The sequence below is a fragment of the Variovorax sp. P5_A3 genome, from assembly GCF_056400665.1.
Window position 1 is genome coordinate 72,607 of sequence record NZ_JBFUKW010000026.1, and the last position, 23,308, is coordinate 95,914.

22 protein-coding genes and 1 pseudogene are annotated in these 23,308 nt (G+C 66.2%); all 23 read left to right on the plus strand.

Annotation, left to right across the window (positions count from 1 at the left end):
• Window positions 1–9 precede the first annotated feature (9 nt).
• The 23 genes and pseudogenes from AC1D3B_RS29555 (at window position 10) to AC1D3B_RS29665 (ending at window position 23,301) form a co-directional block, all read left to right on the plus strand.
• Window positions 10–1,503 (plus strand): indolepyruvate oxidoreductase subunit beta family protein, encoded by a 1,494-nt coding sequence (locus AC1D3B_RS29555; RefSeq protein ID WP_478194235.1) that lies wholly within the window; start codon window positions 10–12, stop codon window positions 1,501–1,503.
• 15 nt (window positions 1,504–1,518) lie between these two features.
• The gene (locus AC1D3B_RS29560; protein ID WP_478194236.1) at window positions 1,519–2,511 is read left to right on the plus strand and encodes a PDR/VanB family oxidoreductase; all 993 of its coding nucleotides are present in this window, start codon (window positions 1,519–1,521) and stop codon (window positions 2,509–2,511) included.
• Window positions 2,512–2,524: 13 nt separating this feature from the next.
• On the plus strand, window positions 2,525–3,838 hold the full coding sequence (locus AC1D3B_RS29565; RefSeq protein WP_478194237.1) for an aromatic ring-hydroxylating dioxygenase subunit alpha: 1,314 nt from the start codon (window positions 2,525–2,527) through the stop codon (window positions 3,836–3,838).
• The gene (locus AC1D3B_RS29570) at window positions 3,838–4,323 is read left to right on the plus strand and encodes an aromatic-ring-hydroxylating dioxygenase subunit beta (RefSeq protein ID WP_478194238.1); all 486 of its coding nucleotides are present in this window, start codon (window positions 3,838–3,840) and stop codon (window positions 4,321–4,323) included. The genes AC1D3B_RS29565 and AC1D3B_RS29570 overlap by 1 nt, the downstream gene beginning before the upstream one ends.
• Before the next feature lie 7 nt (window positions 4,324–4,330).
• Complete coding sequence (locus AC1D3B_RS29575) at window positions 4,331–5,953, plus strand: AMP-binding protein (protein WP_478194239.1); 1,623 nt, start codon at window positions 4,331–4,333, stop codon at window positions 5,951–5,953.
• Window positions 5,950–7,122: a thiolase family protein gene (locus AC1D3B_RS29580; protein ID WP_478194240.1), complete on the plus strand. Its 1,173-nt coding sequence runs from the start codon at window positions 5,950–5,952 to the stop codon at window positions 7,120–7,122. Before AC1D3B_RS29575 ends, AC1D3B_RS29580 begins: the two co-directional genes overlap by 4 nt.
• Window positions 7,119–8,293 (plus strand): annotated as a pseudogene (locus tag AC1D3B_RS29585) (SDR family NAD(P)-dependent oxidoreductase). The gene AC1D3B_RS29580 and the pseudogene AC1D3B_RS29585 overlap by 4 nt, the downstream one beginning before the upstream one ends.
• A 16-nt stretch (window positions 8,294–8,309) precedes the next feature.
• Complete coding sequence (locus tag AC1D3B_RS29590; protein WP_478194241.1) at window positions 8,310–9,125, plus strand: cyclase family protein; 816 nt, start codon at window positions 8,310–8,312, stop codon at window positions 9,123–9,125.
• The gene (locus AC1D3B_RS29595) at window positions 9,122–9,853 is read left to right on the plus strand and encodes an SDR family NAD(P)-dependent oxidoreductase (protein ID WP_478194242.1); all 732 of its coding nucleotides are present in this window, start codon (window positions 9,122–9,124) and stop codon (window positions 9,851–9,853) included. Before AC1D3B_RS29590 ends, AC1D3B_RS29595 begins: the two co-directional genes overlap by 4 nt.
• Before the next feature lie 127 nt (window positions 9,854–9,980).
• Window positions 9,981–11,138, plus strand: coding sequence for an ABC transporter substrate-binding protein (locus AC1D3B_RS29600; RefSeq protein ID WP_478194243.1), 1,158 nt, complete (start codon window positions 9,981–9,983; stop codon window positions 11,136–11,138).
• Between the two features lie 115 nt (window positions 11,139–11,253).
• Window positions 11,254–12,396 (plus strand): ABC transporter substrate-binding protein, encoded by a 1,143-nt coding sequence (locus AC1D3B_RS29605; protein ID WP_478194244.1) that lies wholly within the window; start codon window positions 11,254–11,256, stop codon window positions 12,394–12,396.
• 27 nt (window positions 12,397–12,423) lie between these two features.
• Window positions 12,424–13,749, plus strand: coding sequence for an aromatic ring-hydroxylating dioxygenase subunit alpha (locus tag AC1D3B_RS29610; protein WP_478194245.1), 1,326 nt, complete (start codon window positions 12,424–12,426; stop codon window positions 13,747–13,749).
• Entirely contained in the window at window positions 13,746–14,216 is a 471-nt protein-coding gene (locus AC1D3B_RS29615; protein ID WP_478194246.1) for an aromatic-ring-hydroxylating dioxygenase subunit beta, read from the plus strand. Before AC1D3B_RS29610 ends, AC1D3B_RS29615 begins: the two co-directional genes overlap by 4 nt.
• 41 nt (window positions 14,217–14,257) lie before the next feature.
• Window positions 14,258–15,415: an ABC transporter substrate-binding protein gene (locus tag AC1D3B_RS29620; protein ID WP_478194247.1), complete on the plus strand. Its 1,158-nt coding sequence runs from the start codon at window positions 14,258–14,260 to the stop codon at window positions 15,413–15,415.
• A gap of 58 nt (window positions 15,416–15,473) precedes the next feature.
• On the plus strand, window positions 15,474–16,529 hold the full coding sequence (locus AC1D3B_RS29625; RefSeq protein WP_478194248.1) for a branched-chain amino acid ABC transporter permease: 1,056 nt from the start codon (window positions 15,474–15,476) through the stop codon (window positions 16,527–16,529).
• A gap of 59 nt (window positions 16,530–16,588) precedes the next feature.
• Window positions 16,589–18,373 (plus strand): branched-chain amino acid ABC transporter ATP-binding protein/permease, encoded by a 1,785-nt coding sequence (locus tag AC1D3B_RS29630; RefSeq protein WP_478194249.1) that lies wholly within the window; start codon window positions 16,589–16,591, stop codon window positions 18,371–18,373.
• Between the two features lie 34 nt (window positions 18,374–18,407).
• Window positions 18,408–19,139: an ABC transporter ATP-binding protein gene (locus AC1D3B_RS29635; RefSeq protein WP_478194250.1), complete on the plus strand. Its 732-nt coding sequence runs from the start codon at window positions 18,408–18,410 to the stop codon at window positions 19,137–19,139.
• Window positions 19,129–20,763, plus strand: coding sequence for an ATP-dependent acyl-CoA ligase (locus tag AC1D3B_RS29640; RefSeq protein WP_478194251.1), 1,635 nt, complete (start codon window positions 19,129–19,131; stop codon window positions 20,761–20,763). Before AC1D3B_RS29635 ends, AC1D3B_RS29640 begins: the two co-directional genes overlap by 11 nt.
• Before the next feature lie 31 nt (window positions 20,764–20,794).
• A complete protein-coding gene (locus AC1D3B_RS29645; protein WP_478194252.1) occupies window positions 20,795–21,568 on the plus strand; it encodes an SDR family NAD(P)-dependent oxidoreductase in 774 nt (257 codons plus the stop codon).
• Window positions 21,568–22,104 (plus strand): MarR family winged helix-turn-helix transcriptional regulator, encoded by a 537-nt coding sequence (locus AC1D3B_RS29650; protein ID WP_478194296.1) that lies wholly within the window; start codon window positions 21,568–21,570, stop codon window positions 22,102–22,104. The genes AC1D3B_RS29645 and AC1D3B_RS29650 overlap by 1 nt, the downstream gene beginning before the upstream one ends.
• A gap of 5 nt (window positions 22,105–22,109) precedes the next feature.
• Window positions 22,110–22,544 (plus strand): acyl-CoA thioesterase, encoded by a 435-nt coding sequence (locus tag AC1D3B_RS29655; RefSeq protein ID WP_478194297.1) that lies wholly within the window; start codon window positions 22,110–22,112, stop codon window positions 22,542–22,544.
• A gap of 99 nt (window positions 22,545–22,643) precedes the next feature.
• Window positions 22,644–22,997 carry a type II toxin-antitoxin system RelE/ParE family toxin gene (locus tag AC1D3B_RS29660; RefSeq protein ID WP_478194298.1) on the plus strand — a complete coding sequence of 118 codons (354 nt, stop codon included), beginning with the start codon at window positions 22,644–22,646 and terminating at the stop codon, window positions 22,995–22,997.
• Window positions 22,990–23,301 (plus strand): helix-turn-helix domain-containing protein, encoded by a 312-nt coding sequence (locus AC1D3B_RS29665; protein WP_478194253.1) that lies wholly within the window; start codon window positions 22,990–22,992, stop codon window positions 23,299–23,301. The genes AC1D3B_RS29660 and AC1D3B_RS29665 overlap by 8 nt, the downstream gene beginning before the upstream one ends.
• The last annotated feature ends 7 nt before the right edge of the window (window positions 23,302–23,308 follow it).

Here is a 23,308-nt window from a genome sequence, read left to right on the forward strand (position 1 = left end):
CGGAATCACATGCGACAACAACCCATCAAGATTGCAATCCTCGCCATGGGCGGCGAGGGTGGTGGCGTCCTGGCCGACTGGATCGTCGACATGGGCGAGGCCAATGGCTACGTTGCCCAGACCACCTCCGTGCCGGGCGTTGCCCAGCGCACCGGCGCGACCATCTACTACGTCGAGCTCTACCCGGAGGCGCAGGCCGAGGCCGATGGCGGCAAGCCCGTCCTGGCGCTGATGCCGCTGCCGGGCGATGTCGATATCGTCCTCGCATCGGAACTGATGGAAGCCGGCCGTGCCGTGCAGCGTGGACTGGTCACGCGCGACCGCACCACCTTCATCGCCTCGACCCACCGCGTCTACTCGATCGCCGAGAAGAGCGCCATGGGCGATGGCCGCGTCGACAGCGCGGAACTGCTGGCACATGCCGAACGCGCAGCCAAGCGCTTCATCCGTTTCGACATGGCGCAGGCGGCGGAAGCCTCCGGCAGCGTGATCAGCGCCGTGCTCTTCGGTGCGCTCGCCGGCTCTGGCGTGCTGCCGTTCGGCCGCGCCCAGTTCGAAGCGACCATCGAGCGCGGCGGCGTCGGCGTCAAGCCGAGCCTGAAGGCCTTCGGCGGGGCCTTTGCGCGTGCGGAGGGCGCGTTGGAACCGGAGGTCCCCATGGCCGAGGCACCGGCACCACAGCCGCGTCATCCCGCCGTGCGTGCACTGGTCGAGCGCGTGCAGCGCGACTTCCCGGCCTCCGCGCAGCCTCTGTTGCTCGAAGGGGTGCGCAGGCTGATCGACTACCAGGATGTCGACTACGCCGGACTCTACCTCGACCGCATGGCCGCGATCGACGCATTGCAGAGCAACGACGATGGCCGGCTGCTGCGCGAAACCGCGCGCCATCTCGCACTGTGGATGTCCTACGAAGACACCGCCCGCGTCGCCGCGCTCAAGACGCGCTCTTCACGCTTCGATCGCGTGCGCGGCGAAGCGCGCGTGGAAGACGGCCAGGTGCTCGCCATCAACGAATACATGCACCCGCGCCTGCAGGAAATCTGCGAGACCCTGCCTGCCGGCTTCGGCCGCTGGCTGATGAACTCGACCTTGCCGCGCAAGCTGGTCGAGCGCCTCACGCAGAAGGGCCGCGTGATCCAGACCAGTTCGCTGCATGGCTACCTCATGCTCAGCACCGTCGCCGCGATGAAGCGCTGGCGCCGTTCGACCCTGCGCTACGCCGACGAAAACCGTCGCATCGAGGAATGGCTGAAGCGCATCGCCGACATCGCCGCGGGCAACCCCGCGCTCGCGGTCGAGGTTGCCCAGTGCCAGCGCCTCGTCAAGGGCTACAGCGACACCCACGAGCGCGGCCTGCGCAATTACGACACCGTGATGGATGCCTTGCAACGTGCAGGGTCCGCCATCGCGCCCGCCACCTTGCGCGAACTGCGTGACGCGGCCCTGGCCGACGAACACGGCCACAAACTGCGCGCCGCACTTGCACAGCACGCGCTCGCCTGAACCGGAACCCTGCCCATGTCCGCCCAGCCCGCCACCTTGCAATTGCGCGTCGTCGAGGCGCGCGCGTTGAATCCGCTGATCAAGACCTTTCGCCTGGCTGCCGTCGACGGCGGTGTTCTGCCCGGCTATACCGCCGGCGCGCACATTCGGGTCCAGGTCGAACTGCCCGATGGCAAGAAGGACTGGCGCCACTACTCGCTGATCAATTTCGCGACGCAGACCGATGCCACCGACGCGCCGACCGCCTATGCCATCGCGGTGCGCAAGGAAGACGACGGCCGCGGCGGCTCGCGCTTCATGCACGAGCGCCTGCGTGATGGCGATCTCGTCACCATCGAAGTGCCGAAGAACGACTTTCCCCTGCACACCGGCCCCGGCGGGACCGTGCTGCTCGCAGGCGGCATCGGCGTGACGCCGCTTGCCAGCATGGCAACTCGCCGCCGCGCCGAAGGCCTGCCGGTGCGCATGCACTACGCCGGCCGCAGTCGCGAGCTGATGGCCTTCCTGCCCGAACTGCAATCGGTGTTGAACGACGACCTCGTGGTTCATTCGGACATCGAGCGTGGCCGCCCCTTCGACATCGGTGCGCTGCTCGACGGCATCCCCGCGGGCGACCGCCTCTACGTGTGCGGCCCCAAGGTCATGCTCGACGCCGTGCTGGCGCAAACGCAGGCGCGCGGCTGGACGCACGACCGCGTGCACTTCGAACTCTTCACCACGCCCGTGGTGGAAGAGGGCGACCACGCCTTCGAGGTCGAACTCGCCCAGTCCGGCCAGCGATTCACCGTACCCGCGGACCAGAGCGTCCTCGACTGCCTGATCGAGCACGGCTGCGATCCGATGTTCGATTGCAAGCGAGGCGAATGCGGCGTGTGTGCGACGCCGGTGCTCGAAGGCGACATCGACCATCGCGACTACGTGCTGACCGCGCGAGAAAAGGCCGAAGGCAACGTGATGCAGATCTGCATCTCGCGCATCAAGGGCCAGCGGCTGGTGCTGGACATCTGAAGGAGACACGAACATGACTTCCTACCGAGGCAATCCCGAAGCCGTGCGCGCGCTGGTGCAGCCCGACCGTGTGCATCGAGACCTCTATACGAGCGCCGAACTGTTCGAACTGGAGCAGGAACACTTCTTCGCGAACACCTGGAACTACGCGGGCCACGAGAGCCAGATCCCGAAGTCCGGCGACTACCTGAACACCGAGATCGCGGGCCGTCCCCTGATCATCGTGCGCCACACCGATGGCTCGGTGCGCGCCATGATGAACCGCTGCGCGCACAAGGGATCACGCCTGGTAACCGCACCCTGCGGCAACACCGGCAAGTTCTTTCGCTGCCCGTACCACGCGTGGACCTTCAAGACCGACGGCTCGCTGCTCTCGATCCCGCTGAAGAATGGCTACGAAGGCACGCAACTGCACGAGTGCGAATCGGCCAAAGGCCTGACCACGCTGAAGAACGTGCGCAGCTACCGCGGCTTCATCTTCATCAAGATCAATGACGTCGGCCCGGACTTCGAGGCGTTCTTCGGCGATTCGCTGAGCTCCATCGACAACATGGCGGACCGCTCGCCGGAGGGCGAACTCGAAATCGCCGGCGGCTGCCTGCGCTTCATGCACCAGTGCAACTGGAAGATGTTCGTCGAGAACCTCAACGACACCATGCACCCGATGGTGGCGCACGAGTCTTCCGCCGGTACCGCCAAGACCATGTGGGCCGACAAGCCGGCCGACGAACCGAAGCCGATGGCCATCGAGCAGTTCGTGCCCTTCATGTCGGACTACAAGTTCTTCGAGGACATGGGGGTGCGCACCTACGACAACGGCCACAGTTTCACCGGCGTCAACTTCAGCATCCACAGCAAGTACAAGGCGATCCCCGACTACGACAACGCGATGAAGGCGAAGTACGGCGAGGAGCGGACTGCGCAGATTCTCGGCATGGCGCGGCACAACACCGTGTACTACCCGAACCTCACCATCAAGGGCGCAATCCAGGCGATCCGCGTGGTGCGGCCGATCTCGGTCGACAAGACGCTGGTAGAGAGCTGGACCTTCCGCCTCAAGGGTGCGCCGCCGGAACTGCTGCAACGCACGACCATGTACAACCGGCTCATCAACTCGCCCTTCTCGGTCGTGGGGCACGACGACCTGCAGGCCTATCGCGGCATCCAGGCGGGGCTGCATGCGAGCGGCAACGAGTGGGTCAGCCTGCACCGCAACTACGACCCCTCTGAGACGGCCGGCGGCGAGATCACGACGCTCGGCACCAGCGAGCTACCGATGCGCAACCAATACCGCACCTGGGCCCGCTACATGACGGAGACGATGTGATGCAGGCCACGGTGACCCGCCAGGACCTGATCGACTTCGTGGTCAACGAATCGCGCCTGCTCGACGCGAAGCGCTACGAGGAATGGAACGCGCTCTTCACCGATGACGCCTTCTACTGGGTGCCGCTCATTCCAGACCAGGAAGACGGCATCAATCACACCTCGCACCTCTACGAGGACAAGCTGCTGCGCGATCTGCGCATCGAGCGTCTCAAGAGCCCGCGGGCGTTCTCTCAGCAGCCGCCCAGCCGTTGCCACCATCTCCTGCAGGTGCCGACGGTCGAGGAATTCGACGTGGATGCCAATCGCTTCGTCGTGCGCACCGAATTCCACTACACCGAGTCGCAGGGCGACGAGTTGCAGTTCTATGTCGGCACCTTCTTCCATCACCTCACGGTGGACAGCGGTGCACTGCGCATGACGCTGAAGCGCGTGAACCTGCTCAACTGCGACGCGGCCCTGCCGGCCGTGCAGCTCTTCATCTAGGGCCACCATGAACGCAACCGTTCACGACGCCTTCAGCGCCAGCGCGCGGCGCACGCCGGAGGCCGAGTTCCTCTTCACCGAGTCGGTCACCGCAGCCGCCTACGGCATCGGGCCCGGCGCCATCTCTTGGGACAAGGCTGCGGGCGAAGTCGAGCGACTTCGGCTTGCCTACGCCCAGGCAGGCTACGGCCATGGCCATCGCGTGGGCCTGTTGCTCGAGAACCGGCCGGCATTCCTCTTCCACTGGTTCGCGCTCAATGCGCTCGGTGTGAGCGTGGTGCCGATCAATGCAGAGATGCGTTCCGCCGAGTTGAGCTACCTCATCGGTCACAGCGAAATCGGCCTGGCCGTGACGCTGCCGCATCGCGCGGCAGATCTGCGCGCCGCCGCAGAGACCGCAGGCATCGCCTTCGAGACGATGGGCCCTGACGATGCAGTGCCGTCCTCCAAGACCAAGGTGCCCCGAGCCGCGGAGCCAATCGGGCTCGCGAGCGAATGTGCGCTGCTCTACACCTCGGGCACCACCGGCCGTCCGAAGGGCTGCATGCTGGGCAACGAGTACTTCCTGCGCGCCGGCCAGTGGTACGCGGAACTCGGCGACCTGTGTCCCGTCCGCTCCGATGCCGAGCGCATCATCACGCCGCTGCCGCTCAACCATGTGAATGCGATGGCGTTCTCGACCATGGTGGTGCTCGTCGCCGGCGGTTGCCTGGTGCAACTCGACCGCTTCCATCCGAAGTCGTGGCTGCAGAGCGCGCGAGAAAGCGGCGCCACCATCGCGCACTACCTTGGTGTCATGCCCGCCATGCTGCTGTCTGCGCCAGCGATGGATTCGGACCGCGAGCATTCGATCCGCTGGGGCTTCGGCGCCGGCGTGGACCGCAAGAACCACGCACCCTTCGAGTCGCGCTTCGGCTTCCCCCTGGTCGAAGCCTGGGCGATGACGGAGACCGGCGCTGCCGCCTGCGTGATGGCCAACCACGAACCGCGCCACGTCGGCACGAGTTGCTTCGGACGTCGCGAGGACTTCGTCGAGATCCGGCTCGTGGACGACGAAGGCCGCGATGCCGCCGACGGCTCGCCGGGCGAACTGCTGGTCCGTTCCTCGGGTTCCGACCCAAAGCGCTACTTCTTCTCCGGTTATCTCAAGGACGAGGAAGCCACGCGCGAAGCCTGGGCCGACGGTTGGTTCCATACCGGCGATATGGTGCGGCGCGACGTGGACGGCAACTACTACTTCGTCGATCGCAAGAAGAACGTGATCCGCCGCAGCGGCGAGAACATTTCCGCGGTCGAAGTCGAGAGCGTTCTCAACCAGCATCCGGCCGTGAAGACGTCCGCCGTCGCAGCGACGCCCGACACCGTGCGCGGTGATGAGGTGCTGGCCTGCATCGTCATGCGCGATGACGTCGACACATCGTCGCCCGCCCAGGTCGCCGCCAGCATCGTCGAGCATGCGCTGGCGCAACTGGCCTATTACAAGGCGCCGGGCTACATCGCTTTCGTCGACGCGCTCCCGCTGACCGCCTCGCAGAAGATCCAGCGCGGCCAGTTGCGCGAACTGGCGCAGGCCTTGCCCGGACAGCCGCACTGCATCGACACGCGCTCGATGAAGAAGAGGCAGGCATGACCAGGAGACGGCTTTCCTACGAAGGCGTGGCAGTCGCCGTGCCGGTCACCGTGCCCTACGTGCGCTACTCCACGCGCACCGCGCACTGGTTCCTCGGCCAGGCGATCGAGGCGCTCGTCAAGGCCAGCGGCGTGAAGAAGGAGCAGATCGACGGCCTCTGCGTCAGCAGCTTCTCGCTCGCGCCGGACACCGCTGTCGGCGTAACACAGCATCTCGGCCTGTCGCCGCGCTGGCTCGACCACATGCCCACCGGCGGCGCATCGGGCGTGATGTGTCTGCGGCGCGCGGCACGTGCGGTGCAGTCGGGCGATGCCGATGTGGTCGCGTGCGTCGCGGCCGACACCAACCATGTCGACTCCTTCCGGCAGACGCTGGGCAGCTTCAGCAACTTCGCCCGCGATGCGACCTATCCCTACGGATCGGGCGGCCCCAATTCCATCTTCGCCTTCATCACCGCGCACTACATGCGGACCTTCGGTGCCACCCGCGAGGACTTCGGCCGCATCTGTGTCGACCAGCGCAGCAATGCGCTCAAGAATCCGAACGCGATGTTCAAGAAGCCGCTGACGCTCGACGAATACATCGACGCCCGGCCTATCTCGGACCCGATCCACCTGTTCGATTGCGTGATGCCCTGCGCCGGCGCGGAAGCCTTCCTCGTGATGAGCGAGGAACGCGCACGTGACCTGGGCCTGGCCCATGTGGTGATCCGCGGCGCTATCGAGCGGCACAACGCCTATTCCGAAGACCCGGTGATGATCCGCGGCGGCTGGCGGATGGACCGCGACGATCTCTACGCCCAGGCAGCCGTGGCGCCCGCGGACATCGACTTCGTGCAGACCTACGACGACTATCCCGTGATCGTGATGATGCAGTTCGAGGATCTTGGCTTTTGCGAGAAGGGCGAGGGCTCGGCCTTCGTGCAATCGCACACGATGACGAACGACGGCAGCTTTCCCAACAACACCAGCGGCGGCCAGCTTTCCGCCGGACAGGCTGGCGCAGCGGGCGGGTTCCTCGGCATGACCGAAACCATCCGCCAGCTCACCGACACCGCAGGACCGCGCACCGTGCCCGATGCGCAACTGGGGCTGGTCGCCGGCTTCGGCATGGTCACCTACGACCGCTGCCTGTGCACTGGCGCCGTCATTCTCGGCAGACCATCATGACCATGCCCTTGATGCGCCCCAAGCGCAAGAACCCGGTCCTTCGCACTCGGCAGATGAACCTGCCGCCGTGGGCGCGCGGGCGCGTGGCGCTCGGCATCACCGCCGCCGCTGCCGAAGGCCGATTCGAACTGCAGACCTGCGAGGACTGCGGCACCGTGCAATACCCGCCGCGCGAGGCCTGCCACAAGTGCCTGTCGCCCCGGCTGCACTGGCGCGAGCAGAACGGCGAAGGCGAACTGCTCAGCAGCACCACGCTGCATCACAGCAACGACCTGTTCTTTCGCGAGCGGCTGCCGTGGCGGCTGGGCCTGGTGCATCTCGATGCCGGCCCGACGCTGATGGTCCACCTCCACGGCGAGGTCGGCGATGCGCCGACGCGCGTGCGGGTCGGCGCGCGGGGAGAGAAATGACGAGCGACCCGAAGTTCCGCAAGGTGCTCGTGACCGATGGCAAGACCGAAGTGGGCCAGGCCATCGTGCGTGCGCTGGTCAAGGCGGGCGCCGACATCGTGTGGGTCGGCCATGCCGAGCCCTGGAAGAAGATGGGCGGCCTGGAGGACATCACTGCGTTGCCGCAGGTCACGCTGGTGCCGCTGGACCTGACCAACGGCCGCTCGGTGAGCGAACTGGCCGGCGAGATCGGCGGCAAGGTGGACATCGTGGTCAACAACGCCGAGGTGCACCGCAGCTTCGGCATTGGCGCCCGGCGCGGCACCGACGTGGCCAAGGCCGAGATGGACATCAACTACTTCGGCCTGCTGCGCCTCGCGCAGGAGTTCGGTCCGGCGCTCAAGGGTCGCTCGGCCGATGGCGTGACCGGTGCGACGGCCTGGGTGAACCTGCTGTCGATCTATGCGCTGAGCAACTTCCCGCCGCACGGCACCTTCAGCGCATCGAAGGCCGCAGCGCACTCGCTCGCTCAATGCCTGCGCGCGGAAATGCGGCCCACCGGCATCCGCGTGATCAACCTGTTCCCCGGTCCCATCGACGACGAATGGAATCAGCACACGCCGCCGCCCAAGCTGGGCGCGAGCACCCTGGCCAATGCGATCGTCAAGGCGCTGCGCGACGGCGTGGAGGACGTGTACCCCGGCGATGTGGCCCAGGAGTGGCTGGAACGGTGGCGCGACAACCCAAAAATCCTCGAACGCGAACTGGCAGCAGGTGGGTGAGATCTGGAGCAACACGATGAGCACAGCAACAACCGAACTGATGTCCACCGCCGAGATCCTCGGCGGCCTGGTGAGCGCCATGTCGACCGGCCGTATCCGCGTCATCGACCTCACGCAGACCCTCACGCCCGAGTTCCCGCAAATCGCGCTGCCGCCCGAGATGGGCCAGTGCTGGCCCTTCCGCATCGAGGAAGTGTCGAAGTACGACGAGCGTGGCCCGGGCTGGTACTGGAACAACTTCTCCTGCGGCGAACACACGGGCACGCACTTCGATGCGCCGATCCACTGGATCTCCGGGCGTGACCTGCCGAACAACTCGGTGGACACGATTCCCGTGCAGCACTTCGTCGCGCCGGCCTGTGTCATCGATTGCTCGCCGCAGGTGAAGGACGACCCCGACTACCTGCTCACCATCGCAGACATCGAGGACTATGAGGCGCGTCACGGCCGCATTCCGAAGGGCGCCTGGGTGCTGATGCGCACCGACTGGTCCAAGCGCCAGGACCCTGAGGCCTATCAGAACTTCGACGAGACGGGCCAGCACACGCCGGGCCCGAGCACGGAAGCCGTGCGCTTCCTCGTCGAGCAACGTGACGTTCTCGGCTTCGGGTCCGAGGCCATCGGCACGGATGCCGGCCAGGGCTACCACCTGCGGCCGCCGTATCCGTGCCACTACTACATGCACGGCGCGGGGCGCTATGGCCTCCAGTGCCTCAGCAATCTCGACTTGCTTCCGCCCGCGGGTGCGGTGTTGATCTGCCCGCCGCTCAAGATAGAGAAAGGCAGTGGCAGCCCCTTGCGCGTGCTTGCGCTGGTCGGAGGTCAGGCATGAGCGCAACATCGAAGGTCGCCGCCGTCACCGGTGGCAGCGCGGGCATTGGCAAGGCGATTTGCGAAGACCTGCTCGCGCAGGGTTACGAAGTCGTCTCGCTGGCTCGACGGCCGTCCGGCATCGATCATCCGAAGTTGCACAGCATCGAAGTCGATCTCGCGGATCGCGCGGCCACGGCACAAGCAGTGGCCGAGCTCGTGCGCCGCTTCGAGGTGACGACGCTGGTCCACAACGCCGGCGTGATTCGTCCCGCGCTGCTGGCCGACGTCAAGCTCGACGATCTCGATGCCCTGGTCGACCTGCACCTGGGCTGCGCGATCCAGCTGGTGCAGGCGGCACTGCCCACGATGCGCGCGCAGCACTTCGGACGTGTCGTGCTGCTGTCGTCGCGCGCGGCGCTCGGTCTCGCCACTCGCACCAACTACTCGGCGACCAAGGCCGGCATGCTGGGCATGGCGCGCACCTGGGCGCTCGAACTGGCGGGCGACGGCATCACGGTCAACGTGGTCGCGCCCGGGCCAATCCGCACCGATATGTTCTATGACGTCGTCGACGCAGGCAGCGAGAAGGAACGCGCACTCGCCGCGTCGGTGCCCGTCAAGCGGCTCGGCGAATCGGCGGACGTGGCACGGGCCGTGCGTTTCTTTGCCGACCCTGCGAGCAGCTTCATCACGGGGCAAGTCCTGTACGTGTGCGGCGGCACCAGCGTGGGCAGCCTGGCCCTCTAGCGGTGCGTCGCATTCATCTTCCCAAACTCATCGTTCTCTCCCTTGTCGCTACGCCCATGTCTCGCTAGCATTCTTGACACCTAAATAGTTCATAAATCATGTGCTTGTTTGCCCCCTGGAGGTTTGCATGAAAGTCCTGACCCGAATCTGTGCCCTGGCGGGCATTGCCGCTGGCCTCAGCGCCCTGTCCACCGCGAGCGCATGGGCGGCCGATCTCAAGGTGGGCTTCATCACCTCGCTGTCGGGCCCAGTGTCGTCGCTGGGCATTCCCTACGACAAGGGCATCAAGGCCGCGGTCGCCTACAAGTCGGAGTTGAACGGTCGCAAGATCCAGCTGGTGCAGCTCGACGACGCGTCGGATCCATCCACGGCTGCGCGCAACGCCCGCAAGCTCATCGACGAGGACAAGGTCGACGTCATCATCGGCACGGCCGGCTCGCCCGGCGCGCTGGCGATCGCAGCCGTCGCACGCGAAACCAAGACGCCCCTGATCTCCATCGCCAACGCCAACCTTCCTGGCGACGAAGGCGCATGGATGGTCACGCTCCCGCAGCCCGCACCGCTGATGGTGAGCGCCGTGGTCGAACGCATGAAGCAGTCGGGCGTGAAGACGGTCGGCTACATCGGCTTCTCCGATGCATGGGGCGACCTGGTCTACGACGCGCTGCAGAAGAGCGCCGAGCCGGCCGGCATCAAGATCGTGTCGAACGAGCGCTATGCGCGCGGCGATTCGTCGGTGACCGGGCAGGTGCTGAAGATCGTGGCGCTGCGCCCCGACGCGGTGATCACCGGCACCTCGGGCACACCCGGTGCGCTGCCCTATCTCGCATTGGCCGAGCGCGGCTACAAGGGCCAGATCTACGGCATGCATGCGCTCATCAATCCGGACTTCGTGCGCGTCGGTGGCGCATCGGTCGAAGGCCTGCTGGCGCCCACCGGGCCCGTGATCGTCGCCGAGCAGTTGCCCGACTCCAACCCGATCCGCAAGGTCTCGATGGATTTCCGTGCGGCCTATCAAAAGGCGAACGGCGCGCCGCCGACCGATGCGTTCTCGGCGTACTCCTTCGATGCGTGGCTGCTGTTCCTCGACGCCGCTGCGCGCACGAAGGGTGAGCCGGGCACGCCGGCCTACCGCGTCGCGCTGCGCGATTCGATCGTCTCCACCAAGGAGTTGGTCGGCACGCACAGCGTCTACAACTTCAAGCCCGACAACCGCTACGGCTCCGATGAACGCTCGCGCGTCATCGTAAAGCTCGAAAAAGGCCAATGGAAACTTGTTCCTTGACCCCCAGGCTCGCGCACTTCGTGTCGCTCTCCACCCCCTTCCAGGGGGCGATACCTGCGGCCCGGCGGAGCCGGTTCCGCGGTATCCCTGAAAAACTCACGCAACGATCTGGATCATGAAAAGACTTACCGCGTTCTTCGGCGTATCGGCCATTGCCCTCGCGACCACACAGGCGCTTGCAGCGGACCTGAAGGTCGGCTTCATCAGCTCGCTGTCGGGTCCGGTCTCGGCACTCGGCATTCCCTACGAGAAAGGCATCCGCGCCGCCATCGCCGAGCATCCCATGCTGGCCGGCCACAAGGTCGAGCTGATCGTGCTCGACGACGCCTCCGACCCGACGACGGCCGGACGCAACGCGCGCAAGCTCGTGGTCGAGGACAAGGTTGATGTGCTCATCGGCACCTCGGGCGTCCCGGGCGCGATGGCCATCGCAGCGGTGGCGCGCGAGCTCAACACGCCGCTGATCTCGCCCACGCCCGTGACCATCCCCGGCCCCGAGGGTGCGTGGACCGTGACGGTATCGCAGCCCTTCCCGCTGATGGTCGCCGCGGTCGTCGAGCGCATGAAGAAGTCTGGCGTCAAGACGGTCGCCTTCATCGGCTTCTCCGACGCGCTGGGCGACCTCGCCTACGACTCGCTGGTGAAGAGCGCCGAAGCCGCCGGCATCAAGGTCGTCGCGAACGAGCGCTATGCGCGCAGCGATTCCTCCGTCGCCGGCCAGGTGCTGAAGATCATCTCGGCCCGCCCCGATGCGGTGTTCGCCGGCAACTCCGGCACGCCGGGCGCGTTGCCGTATCTCGCGCTCGCCGACCGTGGCTACAAGGGACAGATCTACGGCACGCACGGTCTCATCAACGCCGACTTCGTGCGCGTGGGTGGTGCCTCGATCGAAGGACTGCAAGTGCCGAGCGGCCCGGTGCTGGTCGCCGACCAACTGCCCGACAGCAACCCGATCAAGAAGGTTTCGCTCGCATTCCGCGATGCCTACAAGAAGGCCAACGGCGCACTGCCGAACGACGCCTTCTCGTCCTACACCTACGACGCCTACCTGCTGCTTGCCGATGCGGCCTCGCGCACCAAGGGCGAGCCGGGCACGCCGCAGTACCGCACGGCGCTTCGCGACGCCATCGTGAGCACGAAGGAGCTGACCGGCACGCACGGCATCTACAACTTCAAGCCCGACAACCGCTACGGTTCCGACGAGCGCGCGGTGGTGATCGTGCGCAGCGAAAAGGGCCAGTGGAAGCTGGTTCCCTGACCTGACGCAACGCCAGGCAGACCCGCGATGAACACCTATCGAAATCGTCCCGACGCAATACGCGCGCTGGTGCAGGACGACCGCGTGCATCGCGACGTCTACCTGAGCGATGAGCTTTTCGCGTTGGAGCAGGAGCAGTTCTTCGCCAACACCTGGCTGTACGTCGGGCACGCGAGCCAGGTGCCCAACGCCGGCGACTTCTGGTCGCTCGACCTCGCAGGGCGCCCGGTGATGATGGTGCGCCAGCCCGACGGAGCGGTCCGTGTGTTCTACAACCGCTGCGCGCACAAGGGCAGCCGGCTCGTCACCGACGAGTGCGGCAATACCGGCAAGTTCTTCCGCTGCCCGTACCACGCCTGGACCTACAAGCTCGACGGCGCGCCGCTCGCCATTCCGCTCAAGAGCGGCTACGAGGGCACGCGACTGAAGGAGTGCGAGTCGGGACAGGGGCTCACGCCGATCAGGAATGTCCACGTCTACCGCGAGTTCGTCTTCGCGCGCCTGAGCGATGAAGGCCCGGACTTCGAGACCTACTTCGGCGAGGTGCTGCACGCCATCGACAACATGGTCGATCGCTCGCCCGAGGGCAGCCTGACCGTCGGAGGCGGCGTGATGCGCAACATCATCCATTGCAACTGGAAGATGTACCTCGAGAACATCAACGACACGGTGCATCCGATGTCGACCCATGAGTCGGCCACGCAGGCGGCCGATGCGCTCTGGCAGGGCCATGCGCCCGATGCGCCCAAGCCGATGGCCATGGAGCAGATCCTGCCCTTCGGTTCCGGCTACGACTTCTTCGACAAGATGGGCGGCCGTGTCTTCGCCAACGGACACAGCGTGCTCGGCGTCAACTTCAGCATCCACTCGAACTACGCGCAGTTGCCTGAGTACGAGGAAGCGATGCGCGCCGCACACGGCGACGAGCGCGCGGCGGAGATCCTCCAGCGCTCGCCGCAGAACTCCGTCTTCTTTCCCAGCCTGTCGGTGAAGGGCTCGCCTCAAGCGATCCGCGTGATCCGTCCGCTCGCCGCCAACCGCACGCTGATCGAGGCCTGGAGCTTTCGCGCGGCAGGTGCGCCCGACCTGCTCTTCGAACGCGCGATGAACTACAACCGCCTCGTCTTCTCGCCGATGTCGGTTGTCGCCCACGACGACGTGCATCTCTTCGAGAGCATGCAGCAGGGTCTGCGCGCCGAAGGCAACGAGTGGGTCAGCCTGCATCGCAATTTCGATCCGGCCGAACTCCAACAAGCCTCGATCACGACCAACGGCACCAACGAGCTGCTGATGCGCAACCAGTTCCGCGCCTGGGCGAAATTCATGACGTCCGGCATGGAGACGGTGGCGTGATGGAGCCGGAAGACTTCATCGCCGCCGAGGCCGCACTGCTGGACGCTCGCCGTTTCGACGACTGGCTGGCGCTGTTTACCGACGACGGTCACTACTGGGTGCCGCTGCTGGGTGCCGCGCAGGCCGATCCCTATTCGCACAACTCCCTGGCGTACGAAGACCGCCTGCTGCTGCAGTTGCGCGTCGACCGCCTGAAGAATCCGCGCGCGCATTCGCAGCATCCGGCGAGCCACTGCCAGCACGTGTTGCAACGTTCCGCCGTCGAGCCCGAAGACGAGGCCAGCGGCGAAGTCACGCTGCGCACGCCCTTCATCTATGTCGAGGCCCGCGGCGAGGACCAGGTCCTGCTCGCCGGGACCTACCGTCATCGGCTCGTGCGCATCCCGCAAGGCTGGGCCATCCGCCAGAAACGCGTCGACCTTCTCAACGCCGGGCGTGCATTGCCCGCCATTCAATTGTTCATCTGAGCGACCCGCTCAACCATTTCACCCCCACCAGGAGTCACGACATGAAGAGCTTGATGCAGACCTTGACACGCACCGCGCTGGCCACCGCACTCGGTGCCAGCCTTGCGATGAGCGCGTTCGCGGCTGACCTCAAAGTCGGCCTGAGCGTTTCGCTCTCCGGCCCCAACTCATCGCTCGGCGTGCCGTATGCCAAGGGCATGCAGGCGGCGCTGGCGTACAAGCCCGAGGTCAATGGCCGCAAGATCCAGCTCATCGTGCTCGACGATGGCTCGGACCCGACCACCGCCGGCCGCAATGCGCGCAAGCTGGTCGAAGAGGACAAGGTCGACATCCTCATGGGTACCTCCGGCGTGCCCGCCGCCATCGCCATGGCGCAGGTCGGCCGCGATGCCAAGGTGCCGATGATCGGCCTGACGCCGATCCAGCTCGACCCGGCGGAGAACGCCTGGGTGTTCACCGTTGCGCAACCGACGCAACTCATGATCGACGCGGTCGTCCAGCGCATGAAGAAGGACGGCATCAAGACTGTCGGCTACATCGGCTTCTCCGACGCCTGGGGCGACCTGGTCTACAACGCGCTGATGAAGTCCGCCCCCGAGGCCGGCATCAAGGTACTCGGCAACGAGCGCTATGCGCGCGCCGATGCCTCCGTCACCGGCCAGGTGCTGAAGCTGGTCGCCATGAAGCCCGATGCGGTGATGACCGGCGGTGCCGGCACGCCGGGCGCGCTGCCCTTCCTCGCGCTGACCGAGCGTGGCTTCAAGGGTCCGGTGTACGGCCAGCATGGGCTCATCAACCCGGACTTCGTGCGCGTGGTCGGTGCCTCCGGCCAGGGTGCGCTGATGCCGACCGGCCCGGTGATCGTGGCCGAGCAACTGCCGGCCGAGTACCCGACCAAGAAGATCGCGATGGACTTCCGCGCGGTGTTCCAGAAGGTCAACAACGCGCCGACCAGCGATGCCTTCTCGGCCTACTCCTTCGACGGCTGGCTGGTGTTCACCGACGCTGCCGCGCGCGCCAAGGGCGAGCCGGGCACGCCCGAGTTCAGGCTCTCATTGCGCGATGCGATCGCAAGCACCAAGGAAGTCGTCGGCACCCACGGCGTCTACAACTTCAAGCCGGGCAACCTCTACGGCGTGGACGAGCGTGCTCGCGTCATCGTCAAGCTAGACAACGGCCAGTGGAAGCTAGCTCCCTGAGCCTGCGCGCGGGGTCTGTGGGCCCCGCCGATCCGAAGACTACGCAAAGGACTTTTCAATGACATGGGACGTGGCGCTCATCCTGGGCATCGACGGGCTCGCCAATGGCGCGGTCTATCTGCTCGCCGGGCTGGGACTGGTGCTGATTTTTTCCGTCACGCGGGTGGTGTTCGTGCCCTTCGGCGACATCGCGGCCTTCGCCGCGCTGACGCTGGCGGCCTTCGAGACCGGACGCCTTCCGCCCACGATCGGGCTGGTGATCGTGCTGGCCGCGCTGGCGGTGATGACCGAGGTCGGTAGCCTCATCCGGCGCGGCGAGGCGAAGAAAGTGCCCAAGGCCATCTTCGCCTGGGGCGTGCTTCCACTGCTGCCGTGCGCGCTGGCGTGGGCGGTCGCTCGGCCCGGCATGCCGGCGGCGGTGCAGATCGCCGTGACGGTTTTGCTGGTGGTGCCCATCGCGCCGCTGCTGGCACGCGTCGTGTTCCAGCCGATCGCCGACGCGTCGGTGCTGGTGCTGCTGATCGTGTCGCTCGCACTGCACTTCCTGTTGTCGGGTCTCGGCCTGCTGTTCTTCGGGCCCGAAGGTTCGCGCACCACGCCGCTCGCCAGCGGAACCATTCCGCTGGGTGACGGCTTCTCGGTGAGCGGCCAGGTCGTGCTCATGGTCGGCTCGGCGATCGTGCTGAGCGGGCTCTTCTTTCTCGTGTTCGAGCGCACGGTCGCGGGCAAGGCGCTGCGCGCCACGGCCGTCAATCGCGTGGGTGCGCGGCTGGTAGGCATCCGGCCGGCGCGCACCGCCTTGCTGGCCTATGGCAGCGCTTCGTTGCTGGCCGGCCTGATCGGCGTGCTCATCGCACCCGTGACCACCATGTATTACGACTCGGGCTTCATCATCGGCCTCAAGGCCTTCGTCGCCGCGATCATCGGCGGGCTGGTGAGCTATCCGATGACGGCTGTCGGCGCGCTCGCGGTGGGCGTGGTCGAAAGCTTCGCTTCGTTCTGGAGCGGGGCGCTGAAAGATGTGATCGTGTTCAGTCTGCTGATACCGGTGCTGATGCTGCGCTCCTTCCTCAGCGTGCACTCCGAAGAGGAAGAAGACGAGGTGGACCAATGAGCGCCGCCCGGCCGCCCGAAGGCGCTCGCACCGCAGTGCGAAAGCACGGAGGTTATTCAATGAGCCGCCTCGCCCAACGAGGACTCTGGATCGGCCTTGTGGTGGTGGCGCTGGCCATTGCGCCCGCACTGGCCGGCAACTTCACCGTCTCGCTGCTGAACGACATCGGCATCGGCGCACTGGTCGCGCTCGGTCTGGTGCTGCTCACCGGCATCGGCGGCGCCACCTCCTTCGGGCAGGCGGCCTTCGTCGGCATTGCCGCCTATGCGACGGCCTGGCTCACCACGGCGCAGGGGCTGTCGCCGTGGCTCGGGCTGCTGTTCGCCTTGCTGCTGACCGGGCTTTCGGCACTCGCCATCGGCATGCTTACGTTGCGCCTGGGCGGGCACTTCCTGCCGCTCAGCACCATCGCGTGGGGGCTGTCGATCGCAATGCTGTTCGGCAACGTCGATGCGCTGGGCCGGCACACGGGTCTCTCCAACATCCCGGCACTTAAGATCGGCGGCTGGTCACTCGCGGACCCACGCGCGATCTACTACCTGATCTGGGCGCTGGTCGGGCTGGCCTTCCTGTTCAGCCGCAACCTGCTCGAATCGCGGCCGGGCCGCGCCATCCGCAGCCTGCGCGGCGGTGCGACGCTGCTCGCGAGCGTGGGCGAGGATGCGTACCGCGTGCGGCTGTCGCTCTTCGTCACCGCCGCGCTGTTCGCCGGACTTGCGGGCTGGCTCTATGCGCACATGAACCGATTCGTCAGCCCGTCGCCCTTCGACGTGCGTGCAAGCATCGAGTACCTGCTGATGGCTGTGGCCGGTGGGCTCGGCCAGCTTGCGGGCGCGCTGGTCGGCTCGGCGCTGGTGCTGATCCTGAAGAATGGCCTGCAGGACGTGTTGCCGATGCTCACGCAACGTGCCGGCCAGCTCGAAGCGGTGGCCTTCGCGGCGCTCTTCATCCTGCTGCTGCACTTCGCGCGTGGCGGCCTGATGGGCTTCGTGCGGCGCTGGACGCGCGGTCGCTTCGCCGCGCCGCCGTCGCGCGAGCCCTCGACGCCGGTAGAGCCGCTGCCGCACCGCACGCTGCCGGATCGTGGATCGCCGATCCTGTCGGTCACGGGCGCCGTGAAGCGCTTCGGCGGGCTCGTGGCTGTCAACGACGTGAGCTTCGATGTGAAGGCCGGCGAGATCGTCGGCCTGATCGGGCCGAACGGCGCCGGCAAGTCGACCATGTTCAACCTGCTGACCTGTACGCTGCCGATGACGGCCGGGCAGGTACGCTTCCTCGGCCAGGACATCGCCGGCCTGCCGCAGCGCAAGGTCGCGCGGCTCGGCCTGGCGCGCACCTTCCAGCACGTGAAGCTGCGGCCGCACATGAGCCTGCTCGACAACGTGGCGCTCGGCGCACATTCGCGGACCACCACGGGCGTGCTCAAGGCCGGCCTCCGCCTGGACCGCACCGAGGAACGCCAGATCCTGCAGGAAGCGCAGCGCCAGCTCGACCGCATCGGTCTCGGCGATCGCGCCCACGAGCTGGCGGGCAGCCTGCCGCTCGGCACGCAGCGCATCCTGGAGATCGCACGTGCGCTGGCCGCCGACCCGGTGCTGCTGGTGCTCGACGAGCCCGCCGCCGGCCTGCGCCGCAAGGAAAAGATGGCGCTCGGCGATCTGCTGCGCAAACTGCGGGAGGAGGGCGTGACCATCCTCATCGTCGAACATGACATGGACTTCGTGATGAAACTGGTGGACCGGCTGGTGGTGATGAACTTCGGCTCCAAGCTCGTCGAAGGCGTGCCTTCGGCCGTGCGCGCCGATGAGCGCGTGCAGGCTGCGTATCTCGGGAGCGTCGTATGAGCGCCGCACAGCTGACAAGCCTGGGGGTGAACCAATGAGCGCGATGCTGGAAATCGGCGACCTGCATGTCTCTTACGGGCAGGTCGATGCCGTGCGCGGTGTCACGCTCAATCTGGAGCACGGCCAGATCATTTCGGTGATCGGGCCCAATGGCGCGGGCAAGACCACGCTCCTGGCCGCCGCGATGGGGTTGCTCTCGTGCAAGGGGGTCTTGCGATTCGAAGGCGAAGACCTTCATGGCCTCGATGTCGAAGCCCGTGTGGAACGCGGACTGTGCCTTGTACCCGAGAAGCGCGAGCTGTTCGGCGAGCTGAGTGTGCTCGACAACCTGCAGCTCGGCGCCTTCTCCCGGCGCCTGCGCAGCGATGCGTTGAAGCGCCGCCTGCAATCCGTCTACGACCGCTTTCCCCGGTTGGCCGAACGCCGTGCACAGCGTGCCGACACGCTCTCCGGTGGCGAACGCCAGATGCTGGCCGTGGGCCGTGCGCTGATGTCCGCGCCGCGCCTGCTGATGCTCGACGAGCCCAGCCTGGGGCTTGCGCCGCTGATCGTGCGCGACATCCTCACCATCGTGCGCAAGCTGCGCGAGGACGGCGTGTCGATCCTGCTCGTCGAGCAGAACGCCCGCGCCGCCCTCGAAAGCTCGGACCACGGCTACGTGCTGGAGACCGGCGAGATCGCGCTGTCGGGCGCATCGCAGGATCTCGCCAGCGATCCGCGCGTCCAGGCCACCTACCTCGGCGGAGACACCCACGATGACGACTGAGGCCCGCGCGCTACCGCCTGCGGAACGCACGCTGCCTGCGCTGCTCCAACGCCAGGCTGCAATGTTCGGCGGGCGACCGCTGCTTCGCATCGCGGGGCGTGAGTGGTCTCATGGCGATGCGGCCCAGGCGGGGGGTGTGCGCGCGGCGGCACTGGCGGAGGCTGGTGTAGAGCGCGGCGACCGGGTCGCCGTGATGTGCGGCAACCGCATCGAATTTCTCGAAGTGTTCTTCGGTGCGGGCTGGATCGGTGCGGCGGTGGTGCCGATCAACACCGCATCGATGGGCCCGCAGATCGAATACTTCCTCGCCAACAGCGAAGCCAAGCTGCTGGTGGTCGAGGCCGCGTTCCTCGACCGGTTGCAGACGGCAGATTTCAGTCGCACGAAACTGCGCGAGGTCTGGGTCGTTGGCGAAGTGCAGGACGCGTCGATCTGGCAGGTGCCCGAAAGCCTGCGCGCGACGCCGTACCCCAGCGGCGCGGCGGCGATCCCGGCTGCCACGGTGCAACCGGGCGATCCGCTCGCGATCCTCTACACGTCCGGTACGACCGGGCCGGCCAAGGGCGTGATCTGCCCGCACGCGCAGTACTTCTGGTGGGGCGTGAACAGCGCGGAGGTTCTCGGCGTCGGCCCCGACGACGTGCTGTGCACCACGCTGCCGCTCTTCCACATCAACGCGCTCAACACCTTCGCGCAGGCCGCGGTCACGGGTTGCGAAGTCGTGTTCGAGTCGCGCTTCTCGGCTTCGGGCTTCTGGCCTTCGATGCGTGCCAGCGGCGCGACCGTCGTCTACCTGCTCGGCGCGATGGTGCCGATCCTGCTGGCGCAGCCCGAAGGGCCGGGGGAGCGTGATCATCGCGTCCGCATCGGCCTCGGCCCCGGCGTGCCCGCTGCGGCGGGACAGGCCTTCATGGCACGCACCGGCGTGCGCCTACTCGAAGGCTATGGCTCCACCGAGACCAACTTTGCGATCGCCACCGCACCCGATTCGCCACGCGCAGGCGTGATGGGCTGGCTGCGACCCGGCTTCGATGCGCGTGTCGCGGACGAGGACGATGTCGAACTGCCGCCCGGTGAAGCCGGCGAACTGCTGCTTCGCGCAGACGAGCCCTACGCCTTCGCGAGCGGGTACTTCAACATGCCCGAAAAGACGGTCGAAGCGTGGCGCAATCTTTGGTTCCACACCGGCGACCGTGTGGTGCGCGATGCGGATGGCGCCTTCCGCTTCGTCGACCGGATCAAGGATGCGATCCGGCGTCGTGGCGAGAACATCTCCTCCTTCGAGGTCGAACAGGTGCTTCTGAGCCATCCGTGCGTGGCGTCATGCGCGGTCTATCCGGTTCGCTCCGAACTGGCGGAAGACGAGGTGATGGCCGCACTCGTGGCCCGGCCCGATCGACACATCGACCCGGACGAACTCGCACAGTTCTGCGAAGCGCGCCTGCCTTACTTCGCCGTGCCGCGCTACATCGACCTGCTGGCCGACCTGCCGCGCACCGAGAACGGCAAGGTGCAGAAGTACAAGCTGCGCGAGCGCGGCGTGACGTCGTTGACGTGGGATCGCCGCCCCACAGGCCGCACTGCGGCAAAAGTCCCGCACCGGCCGCCAGATCCACGCGAGTAAAATTATTTAGTTGTCAACCAATTTCAAAGCCATGAGACAAGCACTGAATGGGCGGCATGCCGTCGTCACAGGCGCCGCACGCGGCATCGGCGCAGAGATCGTGCGGACCCTTGCGGCCGAGGGCGCGAAAGTCAGCCTGCTCGGCCGCGACCGCGCGGCCCTGGAGCGCGTGCAGGACGAACTGGCAGGCACCGGCCACGGGGTGGTCGTCGCCGACGTGAGCGACGCCGACTCGGTGCGCGCTGCCTTCGATGCCGCACGCGCGGCCTCGGGGCCGGTGGCGATCCTCGTCAACAATGCAGGCCAGGCGGAGAGCGCGCCTTTTCTCAAGACCTCGGTGGAACTCTGGCAGCGCATGCTGGCGGTCAATCTCACCGGCAGCTTCCTGTGCGCGCAGGCGGCCTTGCCCGACATGCTTGAACTGGGCTGGGGCCGCATCGTCAACATCGCGAGCACGGCGGGGCAGAAGGGCTATGCCTACGTGGCGGCCTACACGGCGGCAAAGCATGGCGTGATCGGCCTGACCCGCTCGCTCGCACTCGAAGTGGCGCGCAAGGGCATCACGGTCAACGCAGTGTGCCCGGGCTACACCGACACCGACATCCTGCGCGCCAGCGTGGCCAATGTGGTCGGCAAAACCGGGCGCAGTGAGGCGGACGCGCTGGCGGAATTCGCCGTCGTCAATCCGCAGAAGCGCATCGTGCAGCCGTCCGAGGTGGCCGACGCGGTGCGCTGGCTGTGCGGCGAGGGGGCCGCTTCGATGAACGGGCAGTCGATCTCGGTTTCGGGAGGAGAAGTCACATGATGGACATCGGCAACGACCCTTCGCATGCAGCGCTGAGCGACGCCGAGGAACTCGGCCACGAGGCCCGCGCCGGCCATGACGACCACGCGGTCCTCAAGCTCTGGCTGCGCATGCTGGCGAGCACGACGCAGATCGAGGCCGAGATCCGCAAGCGACTGCGCGAGCGATTCGACATCACCCTGGCGCGCTTCGACTACATGGCGCAGCTCTACCGCTACCGCGACGGGCTCAAGATGCGCGTGCTGTCGCGCTACCTGATGGTGACCGGCGGCAACGTCACCGGCCTCACCGACGAACTGGAACGCGAGGGCGTGGTGACGCGCGCGCCGAGCCCCGACGATCGCCGTGCGTGGATCGTGAGCCTCACGCCAAAGGGCCGTCGCAGCTTCGAGGCAATGGCCACGGAGCATGAGCAATGGATCATGGAGATGTTCTCCGGGCTCGACATGAAGACCGTGCGCCAGTTGCACAGCCAGCTCGGCCAGCTCCGCGTGCATGTCATGCGCAGCGAGCCGCCGGCGGAGGAGCGTCCGTGAGCGAAATGAAAACGGCGGAATTCCGTCGCGAGCGGCTGATCCGCTTTTCCGATTGCGATCCTGCGGGCATCGTCTTCTACCCGCAGTACTTCGTCATGTTCAACGGCCTGGTGGAAGACTGGGTGAATGAAGAGCTCGGCATCGGCTATCACAAGCTGATCGCCGAGCAGCGCATCGGCCTGCCGACGGTGCGACTGGAGGCCGACTTCCGCGCGGTGAGCCGGCTGGGCGACCGCGTGATCCTCGGGCTCACGGTCGAACGGCTGGGCACGCGCTCCCTGACGCTGGGATTGCATTGCTTCGACCACCAGGGAGAAACGCGCATGCGCATGCAGCAGGTGCTGGTCACGACCTCGCTCGAGACACATCGCGCGGTGGAGATTCCGGAGGCGCTGCGACAAGCGATCCTGCGCAGAAGAGCGGGACAAAGCGAAGATTGAATACGGTCGGCGGATGAGGATCTGCCGATGGTCATGAAGTGCAAAAATATGCACTTGACGGAATATTGTTCAGGGGGAATAATTTTGGCTCAATGAGAGATTGAGTACACCGACGAGCTCGGCGAATGGTGGGCAGGTCTTTCAGAAACGGAGCAGGAGTCCATCGACTCGTCCGTGCGACTTCTCGAAGAGAAGGGACCCAACCTTGGGTTCCCTCACACGTCGGGAATCGAAAGGTCACGGCACACCCATATGCGAGAGTTGAGGGTGCAGCATGAAGGGCGGCCGTATCGGGTTCTCTATGCATTCGATCCACGTCGATGCGCGATTCTGCTCATCGGTGGCGACAAGACGGGCAATGATCGCTGGTACGACGTGCAAGTGCCGATTGCTGACAGGCTTTACGACACTCACATCGAGGCGCTGAGAAAGGAGGGGCTGACCAATGGCTAGAAAATTCGGCGAACTTCGGGCCAAGATGTCGACAGAGGCGCAAGCCCGTGCGGCGGCTCGTGCCGAGGCCATGCTGCTTGAAATGCAACTGCGGGAACTTCGCAAGTCGCGGCACGTGACGCAGGTCGAAGTCGCCAGGGCCATGAGTGTCGAGCAGGCTGCCGTTTCCAAGCTGGAGCGTCGCGATGACATGTACGTGAGCACGCTTCGCGAATACGTCAAAGCGCTCGGCGGCGAGCTGAAGCTCGTCGCATCTTTTCCCGATGCCGAGATCCTGGTGCACCCGTTCGTGTTGGCGCGCTAATCGCGAT

Bases quoted from the DNA above. Each gene is read 5' to 3' on its own strand.
- AC1D3B_RS29595 (WP_478194242.1), top strand. From the start codon at position 9,122: ATGAGCGCAACATCGAAGGTCGCCGCCGTCACCGGTGGCAGCGCGGGC.
- AC1D3B_RS29645 (WP_478194252.1), top strand. From the start codon at position 20,795: ATGAGACAAGCACTGAATGGGCGGCATGCCGTCGTCACAGGCGCCGCA.
- AC1D3B_RS29620 (WP_478194247.1), top strand. From the start codon at position 14,258: ATGAAGAGCTTGATGCAGACCTTGACACGCACCGCGCTGGCCACCGCA.
- AC1D3B_RS29625 (WP_478194248.1), top strand. From the start codon at position 15,474: ATGACATGGGACGTGGCGCTCATCCTGGGCATCGACGGGCTCGCCAAT.
- AC1D3B_RS29630 (WP_478194249.1), top strand. From the start codon at position 16,589: ATGAGCCGCCTCGCCCAACGAGGACTCTGGATCGGCCTTGTGGTGGTG.
- AC1D3B_RS29605 (WP_478194244.1), top strand. From the start codon at position 11,254: ATGAAAAGACTTACCGCGTTCTTCGGCGTATCGGCCATTGCCCTCGCG.
- AC1D3B_RS29600 (WP_478194243.1), top strand. From the start codon at position 9,981: ATGAAAGTCCTGACCCGAATCTGTGCCCTGGCGGGCATTGCCGCTGGC.
- AC1D3B_RS29640 (WP_478194251.1), top strand. From the start codon at position 19,129: ATGACGACTGAGGCCCGCGCGCTACCGCCTGCGGAACGCACGCTGCCT.
- AC1D3B_RS29560 (WP_478194236.1), top strand. From the start codon at position 1,519: ATGTCCGCCCAGCCCGCCACCTTGCAATTGCGCGTCGTCGAGGCGCGC.
- AC1D3B_RS29575 (WP_478194239.1), top strand. From the start codon at position 4,331: ATGAACGCAACCGTTCACGACGCCTTCAGCGCCAGCGCGCGGCGCACG.
- AC1D3B_RS29610 (WP_478194245.1), top strand. From the start codon at position 12,424: ATGAACACCTATCGAAATCGTCCCGACGCAATACGCGCGCTGGTGCAG.
- AC1D3B_RS29590 (WP_478194241.1), top strand. From the start codon at position 8,310: ATGAGCACAGCAACAACCGAACTGATGTCCACCGCCGAGATCCTCGGC.
- AC1D3B_RS29580 (WP_478194240.1), top strand. From the start codon at position 5,950: ATGACCAGGAGACGGCTTTCCTACGAAGGCGTGGCAGTCGCCGTGCCG.
- AC1D3B_RS29665 (WP_478194253.1), top strand. From the start codon at position 22,990: ATGGCTAGAAAATTCGGCGAACTTCGGGCCAAGATGTCGACAGAGGCG.
- AC1D3B_RS29565 (WP_478194237.1), top strand. From the start codon at position 2,525: ATGACTTCCTACCGAGGCAATCCCGAAGCCGTGCGCGCGCTGGTGCAG.
- AC1D3B_RS29650 (WP_478194296.1), top strand. From the start codon at position 21,568: ATGGACATCGGCAACGACCCTTCGCATGCAGCGCTGAGCGACGCCGAG.
- AC1D3B_RS29570 (WP_478194238.1), top strand. From the start codon at position 3,838: ATGCAGGCCACGGTGACCCGCCAGGACCTGATCGACTTCGTGGTCAAC.
- AC1D3B_RS29555 (WP_478194235.1), top strand. From the start codon at position 10: ATGCGACAACAACCCATCAAGATTGCAATCCTCGCCATGGGCGGCGAG.
- AC1D3B_RS29655 (WP_478194297.1), top strand. From the start codon at position 22,110: ATGAAAACGGCGGAATTCCGTCGCGAGCGGCTGATCCGCTTTTCCGAT.
- AC1D3B_RS29635 (WP_478194250.1), top strand. From the start codon at position 18,408: ATGAGCGCGATGCTGGAAATCGGCGACCTGCATGTCTCTTACGGGCAG.